Raw genomic sequence first — 16858 nt, 5'->3', positions numbered from 1 at the left:
GGGAATGGACCATCAGGACTTCCACACCTTAACGGGCACACCGCGCCGTTCGGCGTGTTCGAGCAGCCTCCGTCCCGCCTCGGCCCCGGCCCGGCCGAGCGCGTCCTGGGGGGCGGTCCTGAGCTCGCCGTCCGCGACGACCGTACGCCCGCCGACCAGCAGCCGGACGAGCGGCAGCGCGGGCCCGAACACCAGCGCGCAGACCGGGTCGGCGACGGCCGCCGTGTAGGGCCCGTCCACCCGCCACAGGGCGACGTCGGCGAGCTTGCCGGGCTCCAGCGTGCCCAGCTCGGCGTCGCGGCCGAGGTTGCACGCCCCGCCCAGCGTGGCCAGCTCCAGGGCCTGGCGGGCGGTCAGCGCCTGCGGGCCGTAGCGGGCGCGCTGGAAGAGCAGGGCCTGGCGCATCTCGCCGGCCAGCGGCGTCAGCTCGGAGGAGGCGGCGCCGTCCACGCCGAGCCCGACGTTCACGCCGCGCCGCAGCATCTCCGAGACGCGGGCGATGCCGGCCCCGAGCCGCCCGTTGGAGGACGGGCAGTGGGCGGCGCCGGTGCCGGTGAGGGCGAGCTTGGCGATGTCTGCGTCGTTGAGGTGCACCGCGTGCGCGAGCCACACGTCCGGCCCGAGCCAGCCCAGCTTCTCCATGTAGTCCACGGGCCGCAGGCCGAACTGCGCCAGGCAGTGCTCGTCCTCGTCCACGGTCTCGGCGAGGTGCGTGTGCAGGCGTACGCCCTTGTCCCTGGCCAGGGCGGCGGACTGCGTCATCAGCTCGCCGCTGACGGAGAACGGCGAACACGGCGCGACCGCCACCCGCAGCATCGAGGAGGGCGACGGGTCGTGGTAGGCGTCCACGGCGTCGGCCGTGGCGGCGAGGATCTCGTCGAGGTCCTCGACCACCTCGTCGGGCGGCAGGCCGCCGGACGACTCGCCCCGGTCCATGGAGCCGCGGGCGGGATGGAAGCGGAGCCCGACCTCGCGCGCCGCCTCGATCCCGGCCGCGAACAGGTCGCCCCGCCCCTTGGGGAACAGGTAGTGGTGGTCGCTGGAGGTGGTGCAGCCGGACAGCGCCAGCCAGCCGAGCCCGGCCGCCGAGGCGCCCCTGACGACCTCGGCGTCCATGGCGGCCCACACCCGGTAGAGCGCCACCAGCCACTCGAACAGGGTGGCGTCCTGCGCCAGCCCCTGGGAGGCCCACTGGTACAGGTGATGATGGGTGTTGACCAGCCCGGGGGTGGCCAGGCAGCCGGTGCCGTCGAGGCGTTCCGCGCCGGGCGCGTCCGGGGCGGGGCCGGGGCCCAGCTCGGCGATCCGGTCGCCCTCGATCCTCAGGTAGCCGGCGGCGATCTCGGGGCCGGCGACCGGCGCGAGGTGCACGTTCTCGATGATCAGGCTCATCCCGCGGCCCCCTTCCTCGCCGCGGCCAGGCGTACCGCGTCGAGGATCTTCTCGTAGCCGGTGCACCGGCACAGGTTGCCCGCCAGCGCCTCGCGGATCTCCGCGTCGGACGGGTCCGGCAGGCGTTCCAGCAGGTCGTGCGCCTGCACGAGCAGCCCGGGAGTGCAGAAGCCGCACTGGACGGCCCCGCACGCGACGAACGCCTCCTGCACCGGGTCGAGCCCGTCCTCCCCGGCCAGGCCCTCCACGGTGCGCACCCGGCGGCCCTCGGCCTGACCGGCGGCGACCAGGCAGGAGCAGACCGGCTCGCCGTCCAGGTAGACGGTGCACGAGCCGCACTCGCCCTGCTCGCAGGCGTTCTTGGAGCCGGGCAGGCCGAGGCGCTCGCGCAGCACGTAGAGCAGGCTCTCGCCCTCCCACACGCCGTCGGCGCTCTCCTCACGGCCGTTGACGGTGAACGTGACGCGCATCAGGCCGCCCTCCTTCCGAGATGGTCGTTCCAGGCCCAGGTCAGCGTGCGGCGGGCCATGACCTCGACCGCGTGCAGGCGGTAGGCGGCGGTGCCGCGCACGTCGTCGATCGGCGCGGCGGCCCGCGCGCACAGCCGCCCGAACCGCGCCGCCAGCGACGGGTCCAGCGCGGGCGCGTCCCAGTCGAGCTCGCGGGCCAGCAGGTCCTCGGCCTCCTCGGCCCGGCGCGGGGTCGGGGCGGCCGAGCCGATCCCGGTGCCCACCCGCCGCCGCGCGGGGTCGAGCGCGACCGCGAACGAGCACACCGCGATCACCATGGCGTTGCGCGTGCCGACCTTGGAGAAGTATTGAGGGCCCGGCGCGCTCGGCACGCGCACGGCCCTGATCAGCTCGTCGGGCCGCAGGGCGCTGCGCTTGACGCCGAGGTAGAACTCCGCGGCCGGGATCAGCCGCACGCCGCCGTCCCGCGACTCCACCTCGATCACCGCCCCGGCGGCCAGCAGCGGCGGATGGCTGTCGCCGGCGGGCGAGGCCGCGCCGAGGTTGCCGCCCACCGTGCCGCGGTTGCGGATCTGCGGCGAGCCGACCGTCCGCGCCGCCTGGGCCAGCCCAGGCACGACGCCGCCCAGCTCCTCCACGACCACCCGGTACGGCACCCCGGCCCCGATCGTGCACTCACCCCCGGCCACCGACCACTCCCGCAGCTCGGCCACCCGCGTGAGGTCGAGCAGCGCGGGCGGCCTGCGCACGGCGAAGTTGATCTCCACCATGACGTCGGTGCCGCCCTGGAGGGGCACCGCCTCCGGCTGGTCCGCCTTGGCGGCCAGCGCCTCCGCCCACGTCGTGGGCCGCAAGAAGTCCATCGTGGCTACTCCCAGGCGAATCCGGCGTCGGGCGCGTCCTCGCGCAGCACGCCGCCCTCGATGAGCCCGTACGGCCGGTCGGCGGCGTGGTAGACCTCGTTGTCGTTGTCCAGTCCGAACGGCGACAGGTCCACGAGGAAGTGGTGCTTGTTGGGCATGGCGAGCCGCACCTCGCACAGCTCGGGGCAGGAGGTCAGGACGCGCTCGCCCATGGCGTACAGGGTCTGCTGGAGCGACAGGCTGTGGGTGCCGGCGAACGCCTCCAGCAGGCAGCGGCGGGCCCGCTCGTACGAGGCCGCGTGGTCGCCACCCTCTCCCCTGTGCCGCCAGCGCGCGGTGACGGCGGTGGCCAGGATGCGGTCGGTGGTGGGCCGCAGCGTGGTGTACTCGTCCACGGCGTACCCGTGGAACTCCGAGCCGGTGGTGTTGAGCAGCACCAGGTCCTTGAGCCCCGACACCACCGTGGTGCGCCCGTCGCGGTCGTGGTGGACGACGCAGGTGCGCACCTCGCCGCCGTCCCGTACGAACGAGTGCGGGCCCTCGCGGCGCCAGGCGTACTCCTCGATCTCCACCCGCGCGTGGTGCACGGCCTGCCCCGTGTCCACGAAGTGCCGGGCCAGCAGCAGCGCGAACTCCTCGATCTCGCCGACGCCGTGCTTCCTGGCGAAGGCGTGGACGGTGTTCTTCTGGCTGTCGGTCGGCAGCACGGCGGCGTTGTCGCCGGTGAGGTGCACGGCCTCCATGTCGCCGGAGAGCGCGGTGGAGACGTTGAGATCCTTGAGGTGGTGGACGGTGCCCTCGCGGACGACCCGGACGAGCCTGACGCCCGCCTTGCCGTAGCGGTTGGGGCCGAGCTTGACGGTCATCAGCTTCCTCGGTAGGTGGAGTAGGCGTAGGGGCTGAGCAGCAGCGGCACGTGGTGGTGCTGGGCGGGGTCGCTGACGGTGAAGGCGATGACGACCTCGGGGTAGAAGGTCTCGGCGAGGTAGCCGCCGGTGTCGAAGACGACGCGGCGCACGCCGGCGCCCGCGGTGTCCCAGCCCTTGATCCGGCCGTCGCCGTCGGTGCGGCCCTCGGCCAGGACCCGCCCCCGGTCGTCCTCCAGGCGCACCCGCACCCCGGCGGCCGGCCGTCCCGCGACCGCGTCGAGCACGTGGGTCGAGAAGCTCATGCCCCTCCTTCCATCAGCCTGGCCAGCCGCAACCTGGTGATCTTGGCCAGCTCGGCGCGTACGGCCGCGCGCTCGCGCTCCTCGTCGTTGCCCAGCCGCTCGCGCAGCCTGGCCAGCAGCTCGGCGCCGTCGAGGCCGGTCGCGCACACCAGGTAGACGTGCCCGAAGCGGGCCTCGTAGTCCCGGTTGCCCGCGGCGAGCGCGGCCCGCAGGCCGTCCTCGACGCCGGACTGCTCCTGCCGGGACCAGGCGGCCTCCCTGCCCGTGCCGGCGGGCCGCTCCCCGATCCTGGGGTGGGCGGCCAGGGCCTCCAGCACGTCCGGCCAGGCCAGCTCGCCCGCCGCCGCCTCGGCCGCGGCCAGCAGGCCGGCGAGGTCGCCGTACGGGCGGCCCGCCGCCACGCGCGCGGCGAAGGCGGCGGAGGAGCAGCAGGCGCGCAGCTCCTGCTCGGCCTGTCCCGCCGGGGCGGCGTTGAACGCGGCGAGCGCGATGGGCGTTGCGGGCATGTGAGAAGTACACACAGGCCGTTCGTGCCCGGTCCATCCGTGAGAACTCCCAACTCCCACCCCCGGTGCGGCCCGCTTTTCGTGTCATGCTCCAACACGCTGACCGGCGACACGGACTCTGCGCAGGTCGCGGCGGCTCCGGGCGGCGCGCGGTGCGCCTAAACTGGGGCCATCATGAGCCCAACATCCCTGATCGGCGGACACGTGTCCGTGACCGGCGGCCTCGCGACCGGCGGCCTGAAGTACATGGCCGAGATCGGCGCCGAGATGATCCAGGTGTTCGTCACCAACCCGCGCGGCTGGGCGCTCAACGACGGCAGGCCCGACGAGGACGCCAAGCTGGCCGAGTCGGGGGTCACGGCCTTCATCCACGTGCCCTACCTCGTCAACTTCGGCTCGCCGAACCCTGAGACGCTCGCCAACTCGGTCGCCGTGGTCCGGCACGCGCTGCGGCGCGGCGTGGAGACCGGCGCGAAGGGCGTCGTGGTGCACACCGGCTCTGCGGTGACGCAGCCGCGTGACGACGCGATGCGCCAGCTCCGCGAGCACCTGCTGCCGCTGCTCGAGGAGATCCCCGACGGCGGGCCCGACCTGCTGCTGGAGCCGATGGCCGGGCAGGGCGCCATGCTGTGCGCGACCGTCCAGGACCTGGAGCCCTACCTGGCGGCGCTGGAGTGGCATCCGCGCGCCTGCGTCTGCTTCGACACCTGCCACGCCTTCGCCGCCGGCCACGACCTGGCCGCGCCGGGCGGGGTGGCCGAGACGTTCGACGCGCTGCACGGCATCGCGCCCGGCCGGCTCAAGCTGATCCACGCCAACGACTCCAAGGACGTGTGCGGGGCGAAGAAGGACCGGCACGAGAACATCGGGGCGGGGCACATCGGCGCGGAGCCGTTCGGGGCGATCATGCGGCATCCGGCGGTGGCGGGCGTGCCGATCTGCATCGAGACGCCGGGAAAGGCGCCCAAGCACGCCGAGGACATCGCCTTGCTGAAGAAGCTGCGCGACGCCCACTGAGCCGCCTGGGACGGGGCTGTCTGGGACGGGGCCGCCTGGGACGGGGGTGGCGTGACGCCGGGAGCCCGTGACAGGGGCGCCCGCTCGCGCGATCCGACCGCCCCCGTGGCCGGATCGCGGGGCCGGTGGAACCGGCCGCTGCGGGCGCCCCTTCACGAGCCGGCGTGGCGGGCCCCACCCCCCGGTCAAGGGCCCGGCCGCCGCGGCGGCCGGCGATGGCCGCCGGTGAGTCCGGCGCATCAGACCTGCGGTGAGCCCTCCGGCTCGTTCCCCGATGCGCCGGGGTGGCTTCCGATGGCCTCGACACTACGGATGCGATCTTGGGAGCGAAACCCTGTTCACGGCCAGCGCGTCGAACGGTCAGTAGTCAGCGGTGTACGGAGAGTGCGTTGACGACGAGCGGTCACCGCGGGGCGACGAGCGGCAGGTTCCGGGGCGCGCCCGGCTCCCGGGCACATGCGTTCGCATGTTCGTCAGACCTCTTCCGCCCGCCGCCCCAGGGCATGTGACCAGGGAAATCATTCCCATCCGCGCGGGCAGGCCCGCCGCCGCCTGCGGCGCGGGTGCGGGACGCGCCCGCACCCCGTTTCACGCCCTTACGAGATCACGCCCCGGTGCTGGCGGACGAGCTGCTCGCGCACCTGGCGGCTGTGCCGGCGGCTGACCGGGAGCTGCTCGCCGCCGACCGTGAGCGTCACCCGCCCGCCCTCGAACCGCAGCTCGCTGACGTGCCGCGCCGACACCAGCGTGCTGCGGTGGATGCGCAGGAACCCGGCCTGCGACCAGCGCCGCTCCAGCGCGGCCAGCGACATGCGGACGAGGTAGCTGCCGTCGACGGTGTGCAGCCGCACGTAGTCGCCCTTGGCCTCGGCGTAGCGGACGGCCTGCTGCGGCACGAACCTGGTGCGCCCGCCCAGCTCCACCGGGATGACGTCGTCCTGGGCCGGCTTGACCACCGGCGCCGTGACGGCCTGCAGGCGGCGTACGGCCTCCGACAGCCGTTCGGCGCGGACCGGCTTGAGCAGGTAGTCGACCGCCTCCAGCTCGAACGCCTGCACCGCGCACTCCTCGTGGGCGGTGACGAAGACCAGCCGGGGCGGGCTGGGGAAGCCGCCGACCAGCCGGGCCAGGTCGAGGCCGTCGAGCCCCGGCATGCGGATGTCGAGGAACACGCCGTCGAGCCGCTCGCCACCGCCGATCATCTGGACCATGTCCTGCAGCGCCGTGATGCCGTCGGCCGCGGTCGAGACGTGCTCGATCCGGTCGTCCTGGCGCAGCAGGTAGGCCAGCTCCTCCAGGGCGGGGACCTCGTCGTCCACGGCCAGCACTCTCAGCATGGCTGCCACGCTGCCGCATGAACGCGAAGGCCACAAGCGACACGCCAACCGAGGGTGATGATCCGGCTACACTTCGGCGGCACGCGGCTCGGCCTCGCGCGCCGAGGGTGAGGTCAGGGAGGTCCTTCGCCGGGTTCTTCCTGGTAGGAGTAGCGCTGCTCGCGCCAGGGGTCGGCGACGTTGTGGTAGCCGCGCTCCTCCCAGAACCCGCGCCGGTCCTCCAGGAGGTATTCGACGGCCCGCACCCACTTGACGCTCTTCCAGGCGTACAGGTGGGGCACCACGATGCGGACCGGGTGGCCGCGCTCGGCGGTGAGCGGCTTCTCGTCCAGCTCCATCGCGAACAGCGTCTCGGGGGCGGTGAAGTCGGACATGCGCAGGTTGGCGCTGTAGCCGTACTCGGCCCAGATCATGACGTGGCTGACGCCCGGGTCGGGCGGGGCGGCCGCCATGAGGGTCGCCGGGGTGACGCCGCGCCACTCGTTGGCCATGAGCGAGAACTTGGTCACGCAGTGGAAGTCGGCCACGCGCGTCGCGCGGGGCAGGGACTCGAACTCGGCCCAGGCGAAACAGTGCTCCTCGCCCGAGGCGGTGGCGCCGAACACCTTGAAGTTCCAGGTCTCCGGCCTGAACTGCGGCACCCTGCCGTAGTGGATGACGGGTCGGCCGCGCGGGACGTACTGGCCTGGCGGCAGGCGCGACTCCTCCACGATCTCTCCCCTCACCGGTCTCGCGTCTGACGGACATCCTGCCACCGGCCCGCGTGCGGCTCGCGGCCGGGTCTCATGCGATAGGATGCGGACACTATGCGCAACGCGTTCCTGTTTTGGTATGGCGACGGACCCGAGTCCGTTCGCCATCTGACGCTGCGCTAGCAGACAGGCGAACGAAAGGCCCCGGGTCCTGACGGACCCGGGGCCTTTCGTGTTTTCCGGGAAGGGAAGAGTGTTCAGATGGTGATCGTCATGGGGCCCGAGGCCACGTCCGGCGATGTCGAGGCGATCGTCGCCCTCGTGCAGGCGGCCGGCGTGGAGGCGTTCGTCAGCAAGGGGGTGCGGCGCACGATCGTCGGCCTGGTCGGCGACGTGGCCCAGCTCGACGGGGCGAGCCTGCGCGGCATGACCGGGGTGCGCGACGTCATGCGGATCTCGGCCCCGTACAAGCTGGTGAGCCGGGAGAACCATCCCGAACGCTCGACGGTCCACGTGGGCGGCGTGCCGATCGGCCCCGGCACCGTGACGCTCATCGCGGGGCCGTGCGCGGTGGAGACGCACCAGCAGACGCTGGACGCGGCCAGGATGGCGCAGGCGGCCGGGGCGCGGCTGCTGCGCGGCGGGGCGTTCAAGCCGCGCACCTCGCCGTACGCCTTCCAGGGGCTGGGCGAGGCGGGCCTGCGCATCCTCGCGGACGTGCGCGAGGAGACCGGGCTGCCGATCGTGACCGAGGTGGTGGACGCCCAGGACGTGGAGCTGGTGGCCAGGTACGCGGACATGCTCCAGGTCGGCACCCGCAACATGCAGAACTTCGCGCTGCTGCAGGCGGTCGGCGCGGCCGGCCGGCCGGTGATGCTGAAGCGCGGCATGAGCGCCACCATCGAGGAGTGGCTGATGGCCGCCGAGTACGTCGCCCAGCGCGGCAACCTCGACATCGTGCTGTGCGAGCGCGGCATCCGCACCTTCGACCAGGCGACCCGCAACACGCTCGACGTCTCGGCGGTGCCGGTGGCGCAGCGGCTGTCGCACCTGCCGGTGATCGTGGACCCGTCGCACTCGGGCGGCCGGCGCGACCTGGTGCTGCCGCTGACCAGGGCGGCCGTGGCGGTGGGCGCCGACGGCGTGATCATCGACGTGCACCCGCAGCCGGAGCAGGCGCTCTGTGACGGCCCGCAGGCGCTGGTGGAGGACGACCTGGGCGAGCTGGCCCAGACCATGACCGACCTGCCGCCGCTGCTCGGCAAGTCGGCCGCGGCGGCGCTGGCGCTCTGAGCCCGCGCCGCCGCCGTCGTCGGCCCCGCTAGAGGGTGTATTCCTGGATCGAGTCGGCGAGCTGGACGCACAGCTCCTCCGCGTCCAGCCGCCGCTCGATCTGCTTGAGGTCCTCGATCTTGGCGCGCGTCTCGGCGCGCTTGGGGGCCAGCAGGGAGCAGCAGTCCTCGTCGGGCAGCTCGGAGATCTCCAGCGTGCCGATGCGCCGGGCCTCGGCCATGATCTCGGTCTTGTCCCAGCCGATGAGCGGGCGCAGGATCGGCAGGTCGACCGCGTTGTCCTGGGCGGTGATGTTGGTCAGGGTCTGCGAGGAGACCTGGCCGAGCGCGTCGCCGGTGACCAGCGCGGCCGCCTTGATGCGGTGGGCGACCTCCTCGGCGGTCTTGAGCATGAGCCGCCGCTGCGCGATGACCGCCAGGCGGTCCTGGCCGGAGGTGCGGATCGACTGCTGCGCCTTGCCGAACGGCACCACCCAGAGCCGCGAGCGGCCCTGGAAGCGGTCGAGCTTGCGCACCAGCGCGTACGCCTTGTAGATCGACTCGGAGGTGGTGAACGGGATGCCGGAGAAGTGCAGGAAGTCGACGTGGAGGCCGCGCCGCATCATGCGGTAGGCGGCCACCGGGGAGTCGATGCCGCCCGACATGAGCACCAGCGCCCGGCCGCTGCTGCCGACCGGCAGGCCGCCCTGGCCGGGGATGCCGCCGGTGAAGACGAACACCTCGTCCCTGTCGACCTCGATGTGCAGGGTCAGCTCGGGGTTGCGCAGGTCCACGGGGAGGCCGTACTCGTCGTTGATGGCGCCGCCGACGAGGCGGTCGAGCTCGTTGGAGCGCAGGGGGAAGCGCTTGTCGCGGCGGCGCGAGCGGACCGCGAAGCGGGCGCCGCGTTTGGCCTCCTCGGTCTCGCCGACCAGCTCCACGCCGGCCTTGAGCACGGCCTCGGGGTCCTTGGCGACCCGCCAGGCCCGGTGGATCCAGACCAGCCCGGGCACCTCGGCGACGCGCTGCGCGACGGCCTCGGCCTGCTCGACGGTCGTGCCCTCGGGCAGGAAGATCGCGATCACGCCGTGCCGCTTGCGCACGTCGGTCTTGAGGTCGACGCTGCCCTCCAGCGCGTGGCGGATGTTGGCGATCAGGCGGCGCTCGAACAGCTCGCGGTTCTTGCCCTTGAGGACGATCTCGCCCAGCTTGAGCAGAACGCACGGCTCGCCCAGGGCGGACATCGTCATGGTGGAACCTCCGGGGAACGGGGATACGGCGGCCTTCATGGCAACGCCGTGGCCCACCGAGTTTAGTCCGCGCGGGGCCTGCGCCGTTTCCGACAGATCATTTGACAGATAGTTCAGATATCCATGCGAAAGGGACATCCGTGATGGCAGACTTCGGTGACCCCTAACCCCGAGGATCTTCGCTCCATGACCTCTGCTGTGAACCACTTCACCCACGGCCCGCTCACCCCGGCGCTCGCGTACGTGATGTCGTGCCTCGGGTCGATGCTGGGACTGCGGCTCACCGCCCAGGCGCACGCCTCACGCGGGGGCGCGCGGACCCGCTGGCTGCTCGGCGCGGCCGTCTCCATCGGCGGCACCGGCATCTGGGTGATGCACTTCGTCGCGATGATGGGCTTCGCCGTGGACGGCACCAGGATCAGGTACGACGTCCCGCTCACCGTGGCGTCCGCGGCCGTCGCGATCGTGGTCGTCGGCACCGGCCTGTTCCTCGTCACCTACGGCCGCGGCCGGCTCCCCGCGCTGCTCGGCGGCGGCCTGCTCACCGGCCTCGGCGTGGCCTCCATGCACTACCTCGGCATGTACGCCATGAACATGTCCGCCCACGTCTCCTACGACCGCGCCACCGTGGCGCTCTCGGTGGCGATCGCCGTGGTCGCGGCGACGGCGGCGCTCTGGTTCACGCTGCGGGTCAGGAAGCCGATCTGGATCACCGGCGCCGCCCTCGTCATGGGCCTCGCGGTCGCCGGGATGCACTACACCGGCATGGCCGCCATGCGCGTCACCGTGCACGCGACGGCGGACGGGCGGTCCGCCCCGGTGGAGGGGGCCGACGCCCTCGACTTCCTCGTCCCGCTCATGACCGTGATCAGCCTGATCACGCTCACCATGCTGCTCATGGTGCTGCTGTCCCCGTCGGAGGAGGAGCTGCACGAGGACGCCGAGCTCGTGGCCAAGCTGGAGCTGCGCCGGCGTACGGCCCGGCAGGAGCGCCTGGCCCGCCCGCGCCCGCCGGTCCCCGCTCCGGCGCCGCGGGAGCAGCGGGAGCCGGGAGTGCCGCACGTCTCCTAGGCACGTCTCCTAGGCACAGTTCTGCGACGGGCGGTTGCGCCCGCGGCGACTCCCTGTGCATACTCCCTTGTCTCTGCGTAAGGGACCGGTGAGTCATGTCACCTCTTGACCATTTCTCCTTCGGGCTGCTGACGCCTGTCGTCGCCTACCTCATCTCGGCCGCCGGCAGCATGCTCGGCCTCATGCTCACCTCCCGTGCGCGGCTCATGGGCGGGCGCGAGGCGACGTACTGGCTGCTCGGCGCCGCGCTCGCGATCGGCGGCACCGGCATCTGGACCATGCACTTCATCGCCATGCTGGGCTTCTCCGTGAGCGGCACGGTCATCCGCTACGACGTGCCGCGCACGGCCGCCTCCGCGGCGCTCGCGATCGTCGTCGTGGGGCTCGGGCTGTTCCTCGTGTCCCGGCGGGGCGAGCGGCTGCCGTACCTGCTGGGCGGCGGCCTGCTGACCGGGCTCGGCGTCGCCGGCATGCACTACCTCGGCATGTCCGCCATGAACATGTCCGCCCACCTCTCCTACGACCCGGCGGTCGTGGCGCTGTCGGTGCTCGTCGCGATCGGGGCGGCCACGGCGGCCCTGTGGTTCACGCTGCGGGTCAGCGGCGCGCTGCGGATCGGCGCGGCGGCGCTGGTGATGGGCGTGGCGATCTCCGGCATGCACTACACGGGCATGTTCGCCCTGTCGGTACGGGAGCACACGGAGCTGGTGACGCTGCCGGGCGCGCGCGGCATCGACTTCCTGCTGCCGCTGATCGTCGGCCTCAGCCTGGTCACCGTGGGGCTGCTGCTCGCGCTCATCCTGTCGCCGTCGGAGAAGGAGCTGCGCGGCGAGGCGGAGTTCCGCGAGCGGCTGCGCGGGCGCGCGGAGGAGGGCGTGCCGGAGATGAACCTGTTCGGCACGCCCCGGAGGTGACGTCGCTCCCCCGATATCTACGGGGTACGGCCTGCGACACGTGGTGGGCCGCCGACTCTCCGCGGCGCAAGCCGTACCCTTGAGCGGGTTGTAGCGGAAAACCCCGCTGGCTCAAAGGTACGGCCGGCGCTTGCAGGCGGCTTGCAGCCGGCGGTCTAGCCGAAGAAGACCTCGGCCTCGGCGTAACGCTCGACCGGCACCGTCTTCAGCTCCGACGTCGCCTCGTCGAGGCCCACCCTGACGATGTCGGTGCCGCGCAGCGCGACCATCGTGCCGTAGTCGCCCTCGTGGGCCGCGTCGATCGCCTGCAGCCCGAACCTGGTGGCGAGCACCCGGTCGTAGGCCGTCGGCGTGCCGCCGCGCTGGATGTGGCCGAGCACCGTGGTGCGGGCCTCCTTGCCGGTGCGCTTCTCGATCTCCCTGGCCAGGGTCTCGCCGATGCCGCCGAGCCGCACGTGCCCGAACGCGTCCAGCTCGCTCGCCTGCAGCGCCATCTGCCCCTCGACGGGGTGGGCGCCCTCGGCGACGACGATGATGGGCGAGTAGCGGGTGCGGAAGCGGGACTCGACGTATTCGCAGACCCGGTCGATGTCGAACGGCTTCTCGGGGATGAGGATGACGTTGGCCCCGCCCGCCATGCCCGCGTGCAGCGCGATCCAGCCGGCGTGGCGGCCCATGACCTCGCAGATGAGCGCCCGGTGGTGGGACTCCGCGGTGGTGTGGAGGCGGTCGATGGCCTCGGTCGCGATGTTGACGGCCGTGTCGAAGCCGAAGGTGTAGTCGGTGCCGGACAGGTCGTTGTCGATCGTCTTGGGCACGCCCACGACGTTGACCTCGCGCTCGTAGAGCTGCCTGGCCACGCCCAGGGTGTCCTCGCCGCCGATGGCGATCAGCGCGTCCACCCCGCCGGCCGCCAGATTCTCCTTGATCCGGTCGACACCGCCCTCGATCTTGATGGGGTTGGTGCGCGAGGAGCCCAGAATGGTGCCGCCACGCGGAAGGATGCCGCGGACGGCCTGGATGTCCAGCGGCATGGTGTCGCCCTCCAAGGGCCCGCGCCAGCCGTCGCGGAAGCCCACGAACTCGTGGCCGTAGACGCTCACCCCCTTACGCACGACAGCCCTGATCACCGCGTTGAGCCCGGGGCAGTCGCCGCCCCCTGTGAGCACTCCTATACGCATGGCGGGTTCCTCCCGTTGGGGTTCACGAACCTGACCTCAGTATTCAGACTCGCATTCTGCCCGTATCCCTGGCCAGTGGTCTAGACCAAACGCCGAACCAGCACGCAGGCGGGGCTCTCCACCGCGTACGACTCCCCGGTGGGCGCGGGCACGCCGCCGGCCAGGGCGAGGACGGTCACCGTGCCCGCGTGCTGGTTGGCGACGTAGAGGCGGTCGCCGTCGATGGCGAAGTGGCGCGGCCACGCGCCGCCGCAGGGCACCTCGGCCACCGGCGCCAGGTCGGCGGCGCTCAGCACGGCGATGGTGTCGGGGCCGCGGTTGGCGACGTAGACGTGGGCGCCGTCGACCTCGAGGTGCGAGGGGGCGTTGGCGACGTCCGCGACGCGGGAGGCGGGCGCGATCGTGCGCCGGCCGTCCTCCTCGATCATGGTGACGGTGCCGTCGAGCTCGCCCGCGACGTAGAGGCGGCCCCCGGCGAAGGCGAAGTGGCGCGGGCCGGTGCCGGGAGGCAGGGTGAGGGGCTCCAGCGGCGTGCCGTCGGGCAGGTAGCGCCGGATCTCGTCGGTGCCGAGGTCGGAGACGTGCAGCACGCCGTCGTGGAAGACGGCCTGGTGGGCGTGGGGGCCCTCCTGGCGCTCCCGCACGGGGCCGGAGCCCTCGTGGCGCAGCACGATCGGCTCGCCCTCGAACGCGCCCCGCGCGTCGAGCCGGTGGAGCACCGCCGTGCCGTCGCCGTAGTTGGCCGCGGCCAGCAGCGTGCCCGACGGGTCGACGGCCACGTGGCAGGGGCTGGAGCCCTCGCTGGGCCGCTCGTCGAGGGGCGCGAGCCCGTCGTCGCGGACGGCGAAGGCGGTGAGCCAGCCGCGTTCGAGCTCGCCGGCGGCGTAGAGCACCGGAAGCGTGGGATGGGCGGCGAGGAACGACGGCGCCGCCACCCGGGTGAGCTCACCCTCGCCGCCGCCGGCGAAGGTGAGGATGCCGGGGCCGTAGCCGCCGATGTGCAGGAGCTTCACAGGTCCCATCCAATCATGGTTGACTGTGGCAATGAGTTCGTTGACGGAAGCAAGGGTTTCTGAGGTCAGAGCGTTCAACCGCTTCTACACGCAGCTGATCGGCGTGCTGCAGGCGGGCATGCTGGACTCGCCGTACTCGCTGACCGAGGGCAGGGTGCTGTTCGAGCTGGCCCACGCCGAGCCGATGGAGACCGGGGAGCTGCGCTCGCTGCTCGACCTCGACGCCGGCTACCTCAGCAGGATCCTCACCCGCTTCGACGCCGAAGGGCTGATCCGGCGCGAGCGTTCGGCCGCCGACGCGCGCAAGCAGGTCGTCCGGCTCACCGACAAGGGCTCGGCCACGTACGCCGACCTCGACCGGCGCTCGGCGGCGCAGATCGAGCGGCTGCTGTCCGGGCTGCCCGAGGCCGACCAGGGGCGGCTGGTCGGCGGCATGGCCACGATCAGGTCGCTGCTGACCGCCGGGGAGCGCCGGCCGGAGCCGTACGTCATCAGGCCGCCGCGCACCGGCGACCTCGGCTGGGTCGTCCAGCGGCACGCCGACCTCTACAGCGGCGAGTACGGCTGGGGCACCGCCTTCGAGCAGACCGTCGCCGGCATCGTCGCGGGCCTCGACTTCACCAAGGACGCCGGCTGGATCGCCGAGGCGGGCGGCGAGCGCCTGGGCTGCGTCTTCTACGTGCGCGAGGACGACGGGCAGGCGAAGCTGCGGATGCTGCTCGTGGAGCCGTCCGCGCGCGGCATGGGCATCGGGCGGCGGTTGGTCGAGGAGTGCCTGCGGCACGCCAGGGCCGACGGCCGCGAGCGGATCACGCTGTGGACGCGCGACTGCCTGGTGAGCGCGCGGCGCATCTATCAGGCGGCCGGCTTCCGGCTGGCGGCGGAGGAGAAGGGCGCGGAGAACGGCGTCGAGGTCACCGAGCAGTGGTGGACGCTCGACCTGTGACACCCGCCGGTCAGGACTGCCCGCAGCCGCGGAAGGGACCGGCGATCTCGAACGTGCGGCCCTCCGCCCGGCCGCGCCGGGCCGAGAGGTAGAGCCGGTCGCCGCGCGGCGAGAACGCCAGCCCGGTCAGCTCCGCCCCCGCCTGCCCCTCCAGGCGCAGGAACGGCGTGACCTCCCTGTCGGGCGCGATGACGTCGATCTGGGTGCTGCGCCGGGCCGCGTAGAGGTCGCCGGAGGGCGCGGCGGTGATGGCCCGCACCCCCTCGCACAGCCGGTCGAGGGTGCCGCTCTGCCCGTCGTAGGCCCACAGGCCGGTGTCGCCCTTGGTGGTGAAGTAGCAGACCCCGCCCGCGTAGTGGCAGGCGTCGCCCCCGTCGAAGCGGCGCGCGTCGGCCACCTGGTGGCGGGTCTCCTGCAGCAGCCCGGCCGGCGACGGCACCACCCGCCAGTGCCCGGAGCCGCACAGCACCTCCAGCGTGCCCTCGGTGAGGTCGCCCCAGTCGGAGGGGCTGAAGCGGTAGAAGCAGCCGTCAGGCTCGTCCTCGGTCATGTAGACCACGCGCCGCTCGGGGTCGCAGGCGGCGGCCTCGTGCCGGAAGCGGCCCATGGCCAGGCGCGGCCGGGCGGCCCGCGCGCCGTACGGGTCGCACTCGAAGACCCGGCCGCGGTGGCCGAGCTCGCACGACAGCCAGGTGTGCCACGGCGTGGCGCCGCCCGCGCAGTTGAGGTCGGTGCCCGACAGGATGCGGTAGGCGTCTCCCACCGTGCCGTCGGCGCGGAAGCGGAGCGCCGACGCGCCGCCGAGCAGCGGCAGCTCGGAGTTGGAGACGTAGATCCAGCCGTCGCCGTCGGGGAAGCAGGCGCCGCCGTCGGGCGCGGCGTGCCAGGTCAGCCCGGCGACCTTGTGGCCGCTGCGGGCCACCACCCGGCCGGTGAAGCCCGAGGGCAGCGCGAGACCTTCGGCGTCCGGCAGGCCGAGCGGTCCGTACGGGCTGGTGCCGCCCTGCGTGAGCGGGCCCGTGCGGAGGAGAGTCTTGTGGGACATCGTGGGGCCTCCCTCTAGGTGCCACGCTAGTCGACCGCACGGACATGAATGGCAGGGATTCGCGAGTTCAAACTCTGCGCAAACCTCGCCAGGGGGCGGGCACGCGCGGAGCCCGGGGCCGCTTCCTCGGTCCCCGGGCTCCGGGCGTGTCGGGCGCCGTCCGCTCAGGCCATGGCCTGGAACATCCAGTGCTGCTTGTCGATCTCCTGGACCGCGGCGATGAGCAGGTCCTGGGTCGCCGGGTCGGACTCCTCGGTCTGCTCGATGCGCTCGTACATGCGCTTGCTGATCCCGCCGAGGCAGTCCGTGATGGTCGCGACCACCTTGCCGTCCTCCAGCCAGCCGCTTTCGAGCTGGGCCAGCTTGGTCGTCTTGGCGACCGTGGCGGCCCGGCCGTCGGGGTTGATCCCGAGGGCGGCGGCGCGCTCGGCGAGGGTGTCCATGTGCGTCCTGGCGAGCGCGACGACCTGGTCGAGCTGGAGGTGGACCGAGCGGAAGTGGCTGCCCACGAGGTTCCAGTGCGCCTGCTTGGCGACCAGAGACAGGTCGATCAGGTCGACCAGGGCGCCCTGCAGGCACTCGGCGACGGTGTGCCTGGCGTCGTCCGAGAGCGGACCTTTGATCGTGGCCATTGTCGAGATTCCTCCCCGTCCGTCGGTTTTGTTCCTTCTTGCCGTTGATTGGCAACGTCTGTCCCCATGCCCAGCTCGGCGGCGCCC

The 16858-nt window shown here is 72.7% G+C and carries 18 protein-coding genes; 5 read left to right on the top strand and 13 right to left on the bottom strand.

What is annotated here, in order from left to right:
- Positions 1-12 precede the first annotated feature (12 nt).
- The 6 genes from Nocox_RS14980 to uraD are packed head-to-tail and all read right to left on the bottom strand — an operon-like array spanning position 13 to position 4402.
- Positions 13-1392, bottom strand: coding sequence for an 8-oxoguanine deaminase (locus tag Nocox_RS14980; protein ID WP_020541662.1), 1380 nt, complete (start codon positions 1390-1392; stop codon positions 13-15).
- Positions 1389-1862 carry a (2Fe-2S)-binding protein gene (locus tag Nocox_RS14975; protein ID WP_020541661.1) on the bottom strand — a complete coding sequence of 158 codons (474 nt, stop codon included), beginning with the start codon at positions 1860-1862 and terminating at the stop codon, positions 1389-1391. The genes Nocox_RS14980 and Nocox_RS14975 overlap by 4 nt, the downstream gene beginning before the upstream one ends.
- Positions 1862-2725 (bottom strand): FAD binding domain-containing protein, encoded by an 864-nt coding sequence (locus tag Nocox_RS14970; protein ID WP_219495624.1) that lies wholly within the window; start codon positions 2723-2725, stop codon positions 1862-1864. Before Nocox_RS14970 ends, Nocox_RS14975 begins: the two co-directional genes overlap by 1 nt.
- Positions 2726-2730: 5 nt before the next feature.
- Positions 2731-3591, bottom strand: coding sequence for a factor-independent urate hydroxylase (gene pucL, locus Nocox_RS14965; RefSeq protein WP_020541659.1), 861 nt, complete (start codon positions 3589-3591; stop codon positions 2731-2733).
- The gene (gene uraH, locus Nocox_RS14960) at positions 3591-3896 is read right to left on the bottom strand and encodes a hydroxyisourate hydrolase (protein WP_020541658.1); all 306 of its coding nucleotides are present in this window, start codon (positions 3894-3896) and stop codon (positions 3591-3593) included. The genes pucL and uraH overlap by 1 nt, the downstream gene beginning before the upstream one ends.
- Positions 3893-4402 (bottom strand): 2-oxo-4-hydroxy-4-carboxy-5-ureidoimidazoline decarboxylase, encoded by a 510-nt coding sequence (gene uraD / locus Nocox_RS14955; protein ID WP_020541657.1) that lies wholly within the window; start codon positions 4400-4402, stop codon positions 3893-3895. Before uraD ends, uraH begins: the two co-directional genes overlap by 4 nt.
- A gap of 174 nt (positions 4403-4576) precedes the next feature.
- Between uraD and Nocox_RS14950 the strand changes: the two genes are divergently transcribed.
- On the top strand, positions 4577-5419 hold the full coding sequence (locus tag Nocox_RS14950; protein WP_033408329.1) for a deoxyribonuclease IV: 843 nt from the start codon (positions 4577-4579) through the stop codon (positions 5417-5419).
- A gap of 596 nt (positions 5420-6015) precedes the next feature.
- Here the strand turns inward: Nocox_RS14950 and Nocox_RS14945 are convergent.
- Positions 6016-6756, bottom strand: coding sequence for a LytR/AlgR family response regulator transcription factor (locus tag Nocox_RS14945; RefSeq protein WP_026214014.1), 741 nt, complete (start codon positions 6754-6756; stop codon positions 6016-6018).
- Between the two features lie 113 nt (positions 6757-6869).
- Positions 6870-7466: a molybdopterin-dependent oxidoreductase gene (locus tag Nocox_RS14940; protein ID WP_246649790.1), complete on the bottom strand. Its 597-nt coding sequence runs from the start codon at positions 7464-7466 to the stop codon at positions 6870-6872.
- A 243-nt stretch (positions 7467-7709) separates the two neighbouring features.
- Between Nocox_RS14940 and aroF the strand changes: the two genes are divergently transcribed.
- Positions 7710-8741, top strand: a complete 1032-nt coding sequence (gene aroF / locus Nocox_RS14935) for a 3-deoxy-7-phosphoheptulonate synthase (RefSeq protein ID WP_020541653.1) — start codon at positions 7710-7712, stop codon at positions 8739-8741.
- Between the two features lie 28 nt (positions 8742-8769).
- Here aroF and thiI read toward each other — a convergent pair whose 3' ends face one another.
- The gene (gene thiI, locus Nocox_RS14930) at positions 8770-9969 is read right to left on the bottom strand and encodes a tRNA uracil 4-sulfurtransferase ThiI (protein WP_020541652.1); all 1200 of its coding nucleotides are present in this window, start codon (positions 9967-9969) and stop codon (positions 8770-8772) included.
- Positions 9970-10155: 186 nt separating this feature from the next.
- Here thiI and Nocox_RS14925 point away from each other — a divergent pair, with 186 nt between their 5' ends.
- Both Nocox_RS14925 and Nocox_RS14920 read left to right on the top strand, forming a co-directional pair.
- Complete coding sequence (locus tag Nocox_RS14925) at positions 10156-11040, top strand: MHYT domain-containing protein (RefSeq protein WP_033408326.1); 885 nt, start codon at positions 10156-10158, stop codon at positions 11038-11040.
- 95 nt (positions 11041-11135) lie between these two features.
- On the top strand, positions 11136-11954 hold the full coding sequence (locus tag Nocox_RS14920; protein WP_020541650.1) for an MHYT domain-containing protein: 819 nt from the start codon (positions 11136-11138) through the stop codon (positions 11952-11954).
- A gap of 155 nt (positions 11955-12109) precedes the next feature.
- On the opposite strand, the gene Nocox_RS14915 is transcribed toward Nocox_RS14920, so the two are convergent.
- Both Nocox_RS14915 and Nocox_RS14910 read right to left on the bottom strand, forming a co-directional pair.
- Positions 12110-13135, bottom strand: coding sequence for a 6-phosphofructokinase (locus Nocox_RS14915; protein ID WP_026214012.1), 1026 nt, complete (start codon positions 13133-13135; stop codon positions 12110-12112).
- 80 nt (positions 13136-13215) lie between these two features.
- Positions 13216-14157 carry a lactonase family protein gene (locus tag Nocox_RS14910; protein WP_026214011.1) on the bottom strand — a complete coding sequence of 314 codons (942 nt, stop codon included), beginning with the start codon at positions 14155-14157 and terminating at the stop codon, positions 13216-13218.
- A 22-nt stretch (positions 14158-14179) separates the two neighbouring features.
- On the opposite strand from Nocox_RS14910, the gene Nocox_RS14905 reads away from it, so the two are divergent.
- Positions 14180-15094, top strand: coding sequence for a bifunctional helix-turn-helix transcriptional regulator/GNAT family N-acetyltransferase (locus Nocox_RS14905; RefSeq protein WP_026214010.1), 915 nt, complete (start codon positions 14180-14182; stop codon positions 15092-15094).
- A 10-nt stretch (positions 15095-15104) separates the two neighbouring features.
- Here the strand turns inward: Nocox_RS14905 and Nocox_RS14900 are convergent, their stop codons facing one another.
- The gene (locus Nocox_RS14900; RefSeq protein ID WP_020541646.1) at positions 15105-16139 is read right to left on the bottom strand and encodes an alkaline phosphatase PhoX; all 1035 of its coding nucleotides are present in this window, start codon (positions 16137-16139) and stop codon (positions 15105-15107) included.
- Positions 16140-16303: 164 nt separating this feature from the next.
- Positions 16304-16771: a Dps family protein gene (locus tag Nocox_RS14895; RefSeq protein ID WP_020541645.1), complete on the bottom strand. Its 468-nt coding sequence runs from the start codon at positions 16769-16771 to the stop codon at positions 16304-16306.
- Between the last annotated feature and the right edge of the window lie 87 nt (positions 16772-16858).

The organism is Nonomuraea coxensis DSM 45129 (genome assembly GCF_019397265.1).
Lineage (GTDB): Bacteria > Actinomycetota > Actinomycetes > Streptosporangiales > Streptosporangiaceae > Nonomuraea > Nonomuraea coxensis.
Note: the sequence above shows the minus strand (reverse complement) of the source record. Positions and strands in the feature narration are given on the sequence as shown.